This is a genomic window from Methylomonas sp. Uni0009, assembly GCF_054188105.3.
Window position 1 is genome coordinate 1,206,976 of the sequence record NZ_JBTAFN010000001.1, and the last position, 12,279, is coordinate 1,219,254.

Genomic DNA, 12,279 nt, shown 5'->3' on the forward strand with positions numbered 1-12,279 from the left:
GCCCAAAAGCGGGTGTTCGGCATCTAAAATTTAACTCCCTGCAAAAAGTGGGCATAATGCTCCGGTTTTTAATGCGCGCAACCAGCCAATGCAATGAAACCAGCGGCAAACATCTATTTGATCGGCCTGATGGGCGTGGGTAAAACCACCATAGGCAAACAGCTTGCTAAAGCCTTGCAATGGCCGTTCTACGACAGCGATAGAGTCATCGAGGAATGCACCGGTGTCGATATTCCCACTATCTTTTCCTACGAGGGCGAGGAGGGTTTTCGGATGCGCGAGCAAACCGTGATTCGGCATTTATCGGCATTGCACGGAATAGTGATGGCCACCGGCGGCGGTGCAGTGTTATTGCCGGAGAATCGGGCAGCCATCAAGGAAAACGGCTTCGTCGTCTATTTGCACTGTTCGATAGACAAAATCCTGCATCGCACCAAACACGATACGCAACGTCCGCTATTGCGTACCGAAAATCCCAGACAACGCCTGCAAACCTTGTTGGCGCAGCGCGACCCGCTGTATACGGAATGTGCCGATTTTAAAATTGATTCCGGCGTACTGCCCACTAAAACCGTGGTTAAAACCATTTTGCAGCAATATCAGGCTGCCCTAGAAGATCATGAAAGAATTGCAAGTTGCACTAAATAACGACAGAAGTTACCCGATTTACATTGGCGCCGGCTTGCTGGCTCAGCCGGAATTGTTGACCAGACATATTCGCGCCAAACAGGTGCTGATCGTTTCCAACGAGACTATCGCCCCGCTTTACTTAGCCCAATTGCAAACGGCATTGGGCGATTATCAAGTCGAAACGGTTATCCTGCCGGACGGCGAGCAATACAAAACGTTGCAATATTTGGAGAAAGTCTTCGATCAATTGCTTGCCAAAAAATTTAGCCGCAATGCCACCTTGATTGCCTTGGGTGGCGGCGTGATCGGCGATATGGGCGGCTTTGCGGCGGCCTGTTACCAACGCGGCATAGCCTTCATTCAGATTCCCACCACCTTATTGGCCCAAGTCGATTCCTCGGTGGGCGGCAAAACCGGCGTGAACCATCCGCTGGGCAAAAACATGATAGGAGCGTTTTACCAGCCGCAATGCGTAATTGCCGACGCCGATGTGCTGGATACCCTGGACGACAGACAGCTGTCCGCCGGCTTGGCGGAAGTGATCAAATATGGCCTAATTCGCGACCCGGATTTTTTGCAATGGCTGGAAGCGAATATGCCGAAATTGCTGGCTCGCGACAAAGACGCCTTGGCTTATGCCATTGAGCGTTCCTGCATCAATAAAGCGGAAGTGGTCGGCGAAGACGAGTTTGAATCCGGCGTGCGCGCTACTCTAAACTTGGGCCACACCTTCGGCCACGCCATCGAAACCGGTAGCGGCTACGGCCACTATCTGCACGGCGAGGCGGTAGCTATCGGCACCTGCTTTGCCGCCGATTTATCGCGGCGTCTGGGCTGGCTGAACGATGCCGACGTTAAGCGGATTATCGACGTTTTCCAGGCCGCCAAGCTACCCGTGACACCGCCTACGGAAATGACGACCGAACAATACGTGGATTTGATGGCGGTCGATAAAAAAAATGTCGACGGCAAAATCCGCGTGATTCTGTTGGAAGCGGTCGGCAAAGCCTCTCTTCCCGTCAACGTCGATCTGGCGCAATTGCAGGCAACTTTGAACGGCTATGCTGGATAACGACGACCTGACTTATAGTTACCAAAAACGCTCGGTGGCCAACAACGCCGAACGGACCTTGATTACGCTGGAGCGCTCGCAGAAACTGGATTTGCTGCTGCACTTGCTGGCCAATTTGCAGCAATCGCTGATCGTCTGCGGCCCGGAAGGCATCGGTAAAACCACCTTATTGGAAACTGTCCGGCAAAATCGCAAGGATATGTGGGAAGTCGTGTTGCTGCCGGCTTCACCAGACTCCAGCTTCGAAAGCCTGATCAACGATTTGTTGCGCGGCCTGAACATCGCTAAAGGCTCCGCTTTCGATTTAAGCGCACTGCGCGACAAATGCGCCAGACAAAAGGTAGTGCTGCTGATTGATGATGCCGGTAATTTAGTACCTGGCCTGATGACGATGCTGATCGAATTTGCCGACTCGCTACTGGGCTTGCGGCTGGTGTTGGCGATGAATCACGATCAATTCCACATCAAAAGCGGTACCGACAAATTGGTGGAGGAGTGCCATTTCATCGAACTGCCGCCGCTCAGCAAAAAACAATGTGGCGAATATTTACAAAATCTGTCGGCGCAACCGGGCGCAGTGGTGTCGTTTAACGCCATCAGCGACAGCCTGATCGAGGATTTATATCGCGCCAGCAACGGCATCCCCGGCAAAATACTCGCGCAATTGCCTAAATTCGCTCATTCCCAAAGCCATAAACGCAGCAAACTGGGCTTATGGCTCGCAATCGCCGGTGTGCTAACCGGAGCCGGCTATGCGCTGAAATCTTTATTACCGCCGGATCTTGTCACAGGGCAAATCGCCGGCAACCTGCCTATTGCGGTTACAACCGAAAAGGCCGACAAAGCTGCCACCGAAAACACAAGCGCTCCGCAGCCGACACCCACTCCGACAGTCGAAACCGTCCTGGCACCGCCGCAGATCGCTCCACCACCCGAGCCCAAAGCGCCGGAACCGTCACCGACAATCGTGTCTGCCGCCCTCAGCCCGGCAAACAATACAGTGGAGTCAAGCCATGCACTGATCGAAGCCGAAGCGACCGGCCAAGCTCCGCTCCGCTCTGCCGACGCTGAATCGATAAATAGTTCAACAACACCCAGCCCGAAATTACCGAACAAACCGTCGCCCGAGACCCTAAGCACGCAGCCAAGCACTCAGAGCATTGCTGCCGACAAGCAGACGGCGCCCGCGAAAGCACCAAACCCTGAGCAAGCCAAGCCCGAGCAGCAAGCTGAAAAACCGTCGCCAGCCAACTCTGCGCCGACCGAGGAGATAGCGCCGGTTGCTGTGCCAACCCCGGCTAAACCCGTCGAACACAAACCCGCCAAACCCGCCTTCGAAGGCAGCGATCAGGACTGGATCATGGCGCAACCAGCCAACAACTTCACGCTGCAAGTCATGGTGCTGTCCACTAAAGATGCGGCACTACGTTTTCAAAAAAAATACGCCGATTACCGCGACGGCCTGAAGTTCTACCCCATCAAACAGGGCGAACAGGAAAAATACGTGGTAATTTACGGCTCTTTTCAATCTGCCGCCGAAGCGATACAGCTTAAAGCCGTTATGCCCGGCGAGTTTAAGCAGGCCATGGAAAAACGCTTCCGGGCCGTGCAAAAAGAAAGCCGCCGCTGATTCTCATCCCAATCGAAACGAATGACCAACTTACAAAACGATTTATTCTTAAAAGCCCTGTTAAGACAGCCCGTCGACCGCACCCCCGTCTGGATGATGCGCCAAGCCGGACGTTATTTACCCGAGTATCGGGAAGTGCGCGCCAAGGCCGGCAGCTTCATGCAACTCTGCACCAATCCGGAACTGGCCTGCGAAGTGACGCTGCAACCGCTGGAGCGTTTTAACTTCGACGCGGCCATCTTGTTTTCCGATATTTTGACCATCCCCGACGCGATGGGCTTAGGGCTATCGTTTGCCGAAGGCGAAGGCCCGCAATTCGCCAATCCGGTCAGAACCGCAGCCGACATTGCCAAATTACCGATTCCCGATCCGGAAACCGAATTGCGTTATGTGATCGACGCCGTGCGCTTGATCAAAACCAATCTGCACGGCAAGGTACCCTTGATTGGCTTTTCCGGCAGTCCCTGGACGTTGGCGACTTACATGGTGGAAGGCAAAAGCAGCAAGAGCTTTCAAAAAGTGAAAAGCCTAATGTTCGAACAGCCGCAACTGATGCATCAAATGCTGGATAAGCTGGCGCAGTCGGTAGCCGCCTATTTGAATGCGCAAATTGCCGCCGGCGCTGACGCGGTCATGGTGTTCGATACCTGGGGCGGCATGCTCAGCCATAACGATTATCTGGAGTTTTCGTTGCGCTATGCGCGGCAAGTGCGCGAGCTATTGAACACGCGTCGCGACGGCCGGCAAATTCCGACCATATTATTTACCAAGGGCGGCGGTCTATGGCTGGAAGCGATGGCCGACACCGGCTACGACGCGCTGGGCCTGGACTGGCAAACCGACATCGGCCAAGCCCGCACCCGCGTCGGCGACCGGGTAGCGTTGCAGGGCAACATGGATCCGATTACTTTGTACGCGCAACCGGAAGTGATCCGCGAAAAAGTCGGCAAAGTGCTGCAAGGTTTCGGTAATGGCTCAGGACATGTGTTTAATCTGGGCCACGGCATTTTGCCGGACATTAATCCGGAACACGTCAAAGCCATGGTCGATGCGGTGCGGGAATTGAGTCCGCAATATCATCGCTAAATAAGGGCGTTTATACTTGAGGGCAATGCCGCTAAGTTACGCCTACCTCTCCCTTGCACCCACAGGGCATAAAGGAGAGGGCTGGGGTGAGGGGTGTAAATAATTGATTTTAATCTCCCTCATCCTAACCTTCTCCCGGCGGGAGAAGGAATTATCTACCTCAACTTTGCGGTATTGCTCCGGGATTAGAGGACCAATTGCGGAGTTTTACGATTCGCTGAATAATTTGCAGCCATCCAAATTTCCAGCATTTATCAATTTGTAACATTCTCGACATGTGGATTCAAAAACGCATCCAGCTAGCCGCGAAACCGCGTGGCTTTCATTTGATCACCCGGGAAATCGTCAGTCAGCTAGCCGAACTGGATAAAATTGAAATAGGCTTGGCCCATGTGTTTTTGCAACACACCTCGGCATCGCTGGCCATCAACGAAAATGCGGATGCGGATGTACGCCGGGACCTGGAAAGTTATTTCTCCCGGGCGGTAGCGGAAAATGAACCATACTACCGGCACACACTCGAAGGGCCGGACGACATGCCTGCCCATATAAAAACCGTTATATTGGGCAGCTCGCTAAGCATCCCGATCAGCGACGGCCAATTGGCCTTGGGAATTTGGCAAGGCATTTACTTATGCGAGCATCGCAATCGTGCCGGCAATCGCACCATCATCGTAACGCTACACGGCGAATAAAGAGGTATTTATGAACGCATCGAAATCAATCATGTTATTACTGGCGGCTCTCAGCCAAAACCTTTCCGCTGAAGAAGCAGGCAAGCCGCTGGAAATGACAGTCTATCGCAGCCCCACTTGCGGCTGCTGCGGTAAATGGCTGGAACATGCCAAACAAAACGGCTTTAAAATCAACGATGTGGTTAGCGACGACATGGAAACCATCAAAGCCCGTTTCGGTGTCCCCGAGAAGCTGGCGTCCTGCCATACTGCTGTCGTGGACGGCCACGTGATCGAAGGCCATGTGCCTGCTACCGATATTCAAAAGCTTTTGCAAAGCAAATCCAACATAGTCGGTATCGCCGCGCCGGGCATGCCGATGGGCAGCCCCGGCATGGAAATGGGCGGGCAGCAAGATGCGTACAAGGTGGTTTCCTTCGATAAAGAAGGTAAGTATGAAGTGTTTGCAGAGCATGGCAGCAAGCAATAACTCAACTTACGTACTCTCGCCGTCCGTTTAAATCGCTGCCAACCATTATGTCTTTTCGCCAACATATAGCATGACTAAGGCCCTCGTCACCGGTGCCAGCGGTTTTATCGGCGCGCACCTATGCCAAGCCTTGGTCAATCAGGATTATACGGTCAGAACATGCGGCCGCGCTGGGAATGGTGAGAACAACATCGCCTTGGATTTGGCAGCACTGGGAGCTTGCCCCCCGGAGTTGTGCGCCGACATAGACGTGGTGTTTCATCTGGCCGGCAAAGCCCACGCCTTGGCGGAAAGTCGGCAGGATGAGGCCGAATACCGGCAAATCAACACCGAAGGCACGCGCAAACTGCTGGAAGCCGCACAACAGGCCGGAGTGAAAGCCTTTGTGTTCTTCAGCAGCGTTAAAGCCGTCAGCCACACTAGCCGACAAGTCATGGATGAAACGGTCAACGCCCCCGCCTCAGATCCCTACGGTTTATCCAAATACGAAGCCGAACAACTGGTGCTGAACGGCGGCTACGTCCCGCATCCTGTGGTGTTACGGCCCAGCATGGTCTACGGCGACACCGGGAAAGGCAATCTGCCGCGCATGATCCACGCAATTCGCCGCGGCATATTCCCGCCGCTACCGGAATCCGGTAACCAGCGCTCCATGGTGCATGTCGATGATGTGGTGGCATCGGCATTGTTGGCTGCAGAAAATCCCGAAGCAGCCGGGCAGGTTTATATAGTCACGGATCAACAAAGCTATTCTACCCGGCAGATTTACGACGCGATCAGAGCCGCGCTCGGCAAGCGGCCTGTCGTCTGGTCGATACCGATGCCATTGCTAACCAGCTTAGCCAAATTGGGCGATGGCTTTGGCCGGCTGACGGGGCGACGCTTTCCTATCGATAGCGATAGCCTGGAAAAATTAACCGGTTCGGCGTGGTATTCGTCTGCTAAAATCGCCCGCGAATTGGGTTTTCAACCTCGCCAAACTCTCTGGAAAGCCCTGCCCGATATTATTCGCCATCTAAGTTAATCTAGCGTGCTACTGCTTTTTACTGTTACCTTGCTGCTCGCCGCCGTATTGACCGGCCTGATTCGCCGTTACGCCTTAACTTACAAGGTGCTGGACATTCCCAACCAACGCAGCTCACACAGCGTGCCAACCCCGCGCGGCGGCGGCTTGGCTATCGTGCTGGCCTTCAGCGTGGCGATGCTCCGGTTGTTTTTTGACCGGCAACTGACTGGCACTTCCCTGGCCTTGTTGGGCTCCACGCTATTGATAGCCGCTATCGGCTTTTGTGACGATCACGGCGAAGTGGCCGCGCGCTGGCGTTTCTTGACGCATTTACTGGCGGCGATCATCGCCCTGGAATTGTTGGGCGGCCTTCCCGTGGTATTGGTCCCCGCGCCATTCGACGCTCTCTTCGGGCGCTTAAGCGTCAATCCAGGCTGGTTGGGCTACCCCTTGGGAGCACTGTTTTTGGTGTGGAGCTTAAACCTGTTCAATTTCATGGACGGTACCGACGGCATTGCCGGCTCGGAAGCGCTGTTTGTATCCTCGGCATTGGCGGGCTATCTGTTTTTTATCGACCAAAGCTTATGCGGTGTTGCCTTGAGTTTGACGGCGGCGTGCGGCGGCTTTTTGCTGTGGAATTGGCCGAAAGCGAAAATCTTCATGGGCGATGTCGGTAGCGGCTTTATCGGGCTGTTGCTGGGTTTATTAATTTTACTGGCCGCACAACAGGCCGCCGTTCTGCTGTATTGCGGGCTGATTTTATTCGGTGCGTTTATCGTGGATGCCAGCTATACCCTGGCGGTCAGAATGTTCAGCGGACAAAAATGGTACGCGGCGCATTGCTCGCATACCTATCAGCATGCAGCCAAACGTTACGGACATTTGCCGGTGTTATTGGCAACCTGGGCAATTAATTGCGGTTGGCTGCTGCCTGTCTCCCTATGGATATTCAAGCATCCCAGCCATGCTTTGGCCGGCGTTATCGTGGCTTATCTGCCCTTAATCTATCTGGCTTACCGGTTTAAGGCCGGCAAATCCGAGTGGGTTATTTCGTGACCTTAAGATTCCGCTCCCGCACCACCATCTTTTTGCACGATCTGGCCATGATCCCGTTAGCGTGGTTCGGCGCTTACTGGCTACGCTTTAATCTGCAAAACATCCCGGACGAATTTTTTTATTCGGCCTTATTGTTCCTGCCTTGGGTCATAGCCATCCAAGTCAGTTTATTCTGGGTGTATGGTTTGTACCGCGGCGTTTGGCGGTTTTCCTCGCTGCCGGACCTGATCCGCATCGGCAAAGCGGTGTTGACCGGGATTTTTTTTATTGCCTCCGCCTTGTTTTTATACGACCGCCTGCACGGCGTGCCGCGTTCGGTCGTCCCCCTTTACGTGCTGATCCTGTTTTCCTTGCTCAGCATTCCGCGTTTGGTATATCGCTTTTGGAAGGAACAGACGTTCGCGGAGCGCGTGGGTAAGCGCGCATTGATCGTCGGTGCCGGTTCCGCCGGCGAAATGCTGGTGAGAGATTTATTGGCCAATGTCGATAGCGATTATGTGCCGATAGTGTTCGTCGACGACAACCATGGTAAATACAAGCGCGAAATTCGCGGCATCCGCGTCGCCGGCACGGTCGAGCAAATTCCGGAGTTAATCGAACGCTGGAATATCGAAACAGTGCTGATTGCCGTGCCGTCCGCCAGCGATCAGCAAATGCGCCGGATCGTGGAAATCTGCGAAAACTGCTCGGTGGATTTTCAGACCCTACCCTCGGTCAAAGAATTGCTGAGCGGCGCGGTCACCACCGCCAATCTACGTAGCGTTTCCATCGAAGATATTCTGGGGCGCACGCCGGTGAAGCTGGATTGGCCCGGCATTAAAAACCATCTACACGACAAAGTCATTTTGGTGACAGGCGGCGGCGGTTCGATAGGTTCCGAGCTTTGCAAGCAACTGGCGAGAGCCCAGCCGCGCAAGCTGATCGTATTCGATCAGTGCGAGTTTAATTTGTACAAAGTCAACGCCGACTTGAATCGGCTGTTTCCGGAGTTATCGCACCAAGCGGTGTTGGGCGATGTCGCCGATCCCGTTGCGGTGCAGCAATTAATTGCCGGGCAAAAACCGGAAATCGTGTTTCACGCCGCCGCTTATAAACATGTGCCTTTGCTGGAAAATCAGATCCGCGAAGCGGTGCATAACAACCTGATCGGCACCAAAATCCTGGCGGAAGCGGCGATTGCCGCCGGTGTGGCGCGCTTTGTATTAATTTCCACCGATAAAGCCGTCAATCCGACCAACGTGATGGGCGCCACCAAGCGGGCGGCGGAAATCCTCTGCCAAAACCTGAATCAGACCGGCAGCACTCGCTTTACCACGGTACGCTTCGGCAACGTGCTCGATTCGGCCGGTAGCGTGGTGCCGCTGTTTAGAGAGCAAATCAAGGCCGGCGGCCCTATCACGGTGACGCATCCGGATATTACCCGCTACTTCATGACGATTCCGGAAGCTTGTCAGTTAATCATGCAAGCGGAAACCATAGGCCAGGGCGGCGAAGTGTTTGTATTGGATATGGGCGAACCGGTCAAAATTACTTACCTGGCGGAGCAGATGATCCGGCTGAGCGGCAAAGTCCCGAATAAAGACATTGCCATTAAGATTGTCGGCTTGCGGCCCGGCGAAAAACTCTACGAAGAATTATTCCACGATCAGGAACAATTAATGGCAACCAGCCATGCGAAATTGCGCCTGGCCAAAGCCCGACTCTACGACTCGGTGGAATGGGCTAAACAGATTGAGGATTTGCAGAAGCAGTGCCAGAGCTACGATAACCAACAGCTGTTGGCCGGTTTGAAGCAGTTGGTCCCCGAATTTACGAATACGCCGACGGCTTAAATATCAGCGCTAAAGATCACTCGCTCCAGGCAATGTCATTGAGCTAAGCCCCCTCCTGCTGAAAAAAGCTATAGGGTTCTTAACTTTTCAGAGATCCACCTATCCGATAGCAATACAGCTTGGTTTTGCGGCTATCGTTCAGTTCGAGCACCGATTCGGGGTGGCTATCCGGTATCGGAAAAGAAGACGAGATAAACAAACAGCCGGCCCGCATTTCTCGCCGGACTTTTTCGCCGATTTTCGCCATCACCAGCGGCGACAGGAAGGCGAACACCACATCGAACCCGCGTAAATCCTGCTCCCAAAAACTGTATCTGCCGACCTGGACATTAGCCAGATTGCGGCAACGCCATCTTGCCAGCAGCCAGGGCAGCGGCGCCCGCTCCAAGGCCACCACAACCATGTCCGGCCGGGCTTTTGCAAGCGGCACGACAACGGTAGCCAGACCGGCGCCAATATCGATAAACGCTTGCGCCTGCTCGCGGCTTACTATTTCGATCAGCGCCTCGCTGACTGCGGAAGAGGACAAGAACAACGGTACATCGCCTTTCACTGTACCCCAAAATAATAGGGTCAGCAGCAGCAATGTCAGCAGATACAGCCAAGCAGGCACTTGCCAGCTCAGCCCCATTAACACGGTCGGCAAAAATAGCAAATGAATCGGCAGCCACCAGACAGGCTGGCGAAAACCGCGAGAGAACAGTGCGGCCAAGCCGGCCTGAATAGCGACAGCTTGCCAAACGCTAACGGGCAGGATTTGTGCGCGTAAGCCCATCACAGCGACACAGGCCATTAGCTGACTCAGGAGAGCCTTGAATAACTGCATCAGATCCTTACCGTACGTTCAGCCTAGTACTGACCGGGCCAAATTAATGCGCAGCGCCGTCCGCCCCTGTAATTTTGGTATTTTGCTGAATAGTCGGCGATATGGCCGGCAAACCGGGCACAGAGGTATCGCTGCTGCCGGGCTTATCTTCAGCGCCATCGTGCAGCACCTGATTTTCGGTCTTTTTATTCATCACGACGATGGAAATCCGCCGATTCATCGGATCGTTAGGCACGTCGCCCTTGTAGGGAATACTGGATGCCAAGCCGACCACGCGCAACACCTTGTCTTCACTGAGTCCGCCTTGGGTTAACTCACGGCGCGCCACATTGGCCCGATCGCTGGATAGCTCCCAGTTGGAATAACCGGTGCGATTGCTGGGAAACGGCAATGCGTCGGTATGGCCGTTGATGGTGACTTTGTTGGGTAATTCGTTGATCACCGGTGCCAACTCGCGCAGGATGGCTTGCGCATAGGTTTCGATACCGGAACTGGCCAGTTTGAACATCGGCCGATTTTGCGCATCGATAATCTGGATTTTCAAACCCTCCGGGGTGGTTTCCAGCTTGATCTGATCTTTATATTCCGCCAACTTGTCATTGGCTTTCAGCATGTCCTCGATTTTTTCCTGCAATTTTTCCAGCTTGAGTTTTTCCTGCTCTTCCGCCAGTTTTTCAATATCCTCAGGCGTTGGCTCGGCCGGGGTATTTTCCCCTTGATGCACTTGCCCCTCGTCTTGCGATTTCAAGTCCTGGCCGCCGGCCTGGATGATGCTGGTCCGGTCGCCGGAGCCCTCACCGGGGTTACTGACAATCGCGACGCCAAACGGGTTTTGGAAATATTCGGAAATGCCTTTTTTAGTTTTCTCGTCGGTGGAACCGAGTAACCACATCAACAGAAAGAAAGCCATCATCGCCGTCACGAAGTCGGCATAGGCAATTTTCCAGGCCCCGCCGTGGTGCCCACCGTGACCACCCTTCTTGATTTTCTTGATGATTATGGGTTGTTCGGCCATTGTCGTTTACCTTATTTGCCGGCTTTCAATTGTTCTTCCAGCTCGGTAAAGGTCGGCCTGGCATGATGAGGAATCGCGGTACGCATGAATTCCACCGTCATGGCCGGCGAAGTACCTTTCGCGCAATTCAGCAGGCCTTTTTGCGTGCATTTATAGGCGTTGCTTTCTTCTTCCAGCCGCGCTTCCATGACCGACGCTACCGGGCCGATAAAGCCGTAAGACACCAAAATACCCAGGAAGGTACCGACCAGCGCCGCCGCGATCAGTTTGCCCAGTTCCGCCGGCGGAATACCCACCGATTCCATCGTATGTACCACCCCCATTACCGCCGCGACGATACCGAAAGCCGGCATGCCGTCACCGACTTTTTGCACGGCTTTGATCGGCTCGTTGCCTTCGGCGTGGTGTACTTCGATTTCCGCGTCCATGATGTCTTCCAGTTGGTTGACATCGACACCGGTCAGGATCAGCCTGAGCTTGTCGCAAATGAACTCCATCAGATGGTGATCGTGGACGATTTTTTCACCGAATATGGAGCTACCCTCCGGATCGTCCACCACTTTTTCCAGGGACAACAAACCTTCCTTGCGGGCCTTCTGACTCAGCGCGTTAAAGCTCATCAGCAGCTCCATATAGTACTCCTTGGTGTAGGTACTACCTTTCAGCGTGGCGGTTCCGCCGGCCATCGCCGCTTTACTGGTGGCCAGCGAGTTACTGGCCAGGAAGGAACCGAAGGCGGCACCGACGATGATCAGCACCTCAACCGGCTGCCAAAGCACGCCCAGATGGCCGCCGGCCATCAAAAAGCCGCCCAATACACAGCCTAAAATAATCACATAACCAATGATTACAAACATGGTTGCCTCTAAAAAACTAAAAGTTAATTATAAAAATCAAACTTACCCTGGGTTCGCTACCTTTACCGGCCGCCATGTAAGTTGCCGGATAAGTCTAGGCTATGG

12 protein-coding genes are annotated in these 12,279 nt (G+C 53.9%); 9 read left to right on the top strand and 3 right to left on the bottom strand.

Going from position 1 to position 12,279, the window contains the following annotated elements:
* Nucleotides 1-93 precede the first annotated feature (93 nt).
* The 9 genes from ACWAU0_RS05670 (at nucleotide 94) to ACWAU0_RS05710 (ending at nucleotide 9,476) form a co-directional block, all read left to right on the top strand.
* On the top strand, nucleotides 94-648 hold the full coding sequence (locus ACWAU0_RS05670) for a shikimate kinase (protein ID WP_458138601.1): 555 nt from the start codon (nucleotides 94-96) through the stop codon (nucleotides 646-648).
* The gene (gene aroB, locus ACWAU0_RS05675; protein WP_458138603.1) at nucleotides 620-1,702 is read left to right on the top strand and encodes a 3-dehydroquinate synthase; all 1,083 of its coding nucleotides are present in this window, start codon (nucleotides 620-622) and stop codon (nucleotides 1,700-1,702) included. Before ACWAU0_RS05670 ends, aroB begins: the two co-directional genes overlap by 29 nt.
* The gene (locus tag ACWAU0_RS05680; RefSeq protein ID WP_458138605.1) at nucleotides 1,692-3,332 is read left to right on the top strand and encodes an AAA family ATPase; all 1,641 of its coding nucleotides are present in this window, start codon (nucleotides 1,692-1,694) and stop codon (nucleotides 3,330-3,332) included. Before aroB ends, ACWAU0_RS05680 begins: the two co-directional genes overlap by 11 nt.
* A 21-nt stretch (nucleotides 3,333-3,353) precedes the next feature.
* Nucleotides 3,354-4,418: a uroporphyrinogen decarboxylase gene (hemE, locus tag ACWAU0_RS05685; RefSeq protein ID WP_445367280.1), complete on the top strand. Its 1,065-nt coding sequence runs from the start codon at nucleotides 3,354-3,356 to the stop codon at nucleotides 4,416-4,418.
* Nucleotides 4,419-4,693: 275 nt separating this feature from the next.
* Nucleotides 4,694-5,113, top strand: coding sequence for a secondary thiamine-phosphate synthase enzyme YjbQ (locus ACWAU0_RS05690; protein ID WP_033158212.1), 420 nt, complete (start codon nucleotides 4,694-4,696; stop codon nucleotides 5,111-5,113).
* 10 nt (nucleotides 5,114-5,123) lie between these two features.
* Nucleotides 5,124-5,582 (top strand): DUF411 domain-containing protein, encoded by a 459-nt coding sequence (locus ACWAU0_RS05695; protein ID WP_033158213.1) that lies wholly within the window; start codon nucleotides 5,124-5,126, stop codon nucleotides 5,580-5,582.
* Between the two features lie 70 nt (nucleotides 5,583-5,652).
* The gene (locus ACWAU0_RS05700) at nucleotides 5,653-6,606 is read left to right on the top strand and encodes an NAD-dependent epimerase/dehydratase family protein (protein ID WP_033158214.1); all 954 of its coding nucleotides are present in this window, start codon (nucleotides 5,653-5,655) and stop codon (nucleotides 6,604-6,606) included.
* A gap of 6 nt (nucleotides 6,607-6,612) precedes the next feature.
* Complete coding sequence (locus ACWAU0_RS05705) at nucleotides 6,613-7,644, top strand: MraY family glycosyltransferase (protein ID WP_033158215.1); 1,032 nt, start codon at nucleotides 6,613-6,615, stop codon at nucleotides 7,642-7,644.
* Nucleotides 7,641-9,476 (top strand): polysaccharide biosynthesis protein, encoded by a 1,836-nt coding sequence (locus ACWAU0_RS05710; protein ID WP_319961109.1) that lies wholly within the window; start codon nucleotides 7,641-7,643, stop codon nucleotides 9,474-9,476. The genes ACWAU0_RS05705 and ACWAU0_RS05710 overlap by 4 nt, the downstream gene beginning before the upstream one ends.
* Nucleotides 9,477-9,555: 79 nt before the next feature.
* Here the strand turns inward: ACWAU0_RS05710 and ACWAU0_RS05715 are convergent, their stop codons facing one another.
* From ACWAU0_RS05715 to motA, 3 genes are read right to left on the bottom strand one after another with little or no spacing between them, the layout of a single operon-like run.
* Nucleotides 9,556-10,302 (bottom strand): class I SAM-dependent methyltransferase, encoded by a 747-nt coding sequence (locus ACWAU0_RS05715; RefSeq protein ID WP_523070765.1) that lies wholly within the window; start codon nucleotides 10,300-10,302, stop codon nucleotides 9,556-9,558.
* A 43-nt stretch (nucleotides 10,303-10,345) separates the two neighbouring features.
* Complete coding sequence (gene motB / locus ACWAU0_RS05720; RefSeq protein WP_171696860.1) at nucleotides 10,346-11,317, bottom strand: flagellar motor protein MotB; 972 nt, start codon at nucleotides 11,315-11,317, stop codon at nucleotides 10,346-10,348.
* A gap of 11 nt (nucleotides 11,318-11,328) precedes the next feature.
* Complete coding sequence (motA, locus tag ACWAU0_RS05725) at nucleotides 11,329-12,174, bottom strand: flagellar motor stator protein MotA (protein ID WP_033158218.1); 846 nt, start codon at nucleotides 12,172-12,174, stop codon at nucleotides 11,329-11,331.
* Between the last annotated feature and the right edge of the window lie 105 nt (nucleotides 12,175-12,279).

Excerpts from the sequence above, each read along its gene's own strand:
- motB (WP_171696860.1), bottom strand. The coding sequence starts at position 11,317 with ATGGCCGAACAACCCATAATCATCAAGAAAATCAAGAAGGGTGGTCAC.
- ACWAU0_RS05690 (WP_033158212.1), top strand. The coding sequence starts at position 4,694 with ATGTGGATTCAAAAACGCATCCAGCTAGCCGCGAAACCGCGTGGCTTT.
- ACWAU0_RS05670 (WP_458138601.1), top strand. The coding sequence starts at position 94 with ATGAAACCAGCGGCAAACATCTATTTGATCGGCCTGATGGGCGTGGGT.
- hemE (WP_445367280.1), top strand. The coding sequence starts at position 3,354 with ATGACCAACTTACAAAACGATTTATTCTTAAAAGCCCTGTTAAGACAG.
- ACWAU0_RS05715 (WP_523070765.1), bottom strand. The coding sequence starts at position 10,302 with ATGCAGTTATTCAAGGCTCTCCTGAGTCAGCTAATGGCCTGTGTCGCT.
- motA (WP_033158218.1), bottom strand. The coding sequence starts at position 12,174 with ATGTTTGTAATCATTGGTTATGTGATTATTTTAGGCTGTGTATTGGGC.
- ACWAU0_RS05700 (WP_033158214.1), top strand. The coding sequence starts at position 5,653 with ATGACTAAGGCCCTCGTCACCGGTGCCAGCGGTTTTATCGGCGCGCAC.
- ACWAU0_RS05695 (WP_033158213.1), top strand. The coding sequence starts at position 5,124 with ATGAACGCATCGAAATCAATCATGTTATTACTGGCGGCTCTCAGCCAA.
- aroB (WP_458138603.1), top strand. The coding sequence starts at position 620 with ATGAAAGAATTGCAAGTTGCACTAAATAACGACAGAAGTTACCCGATT.
- ACWAU0_RS05680 (WP_458138605.1), top strand. The coding sequence starts at position 1,692 with ATGCTGGATAACGACGACCTGACTTATAGTTACCAAAAACGCTCGGTG.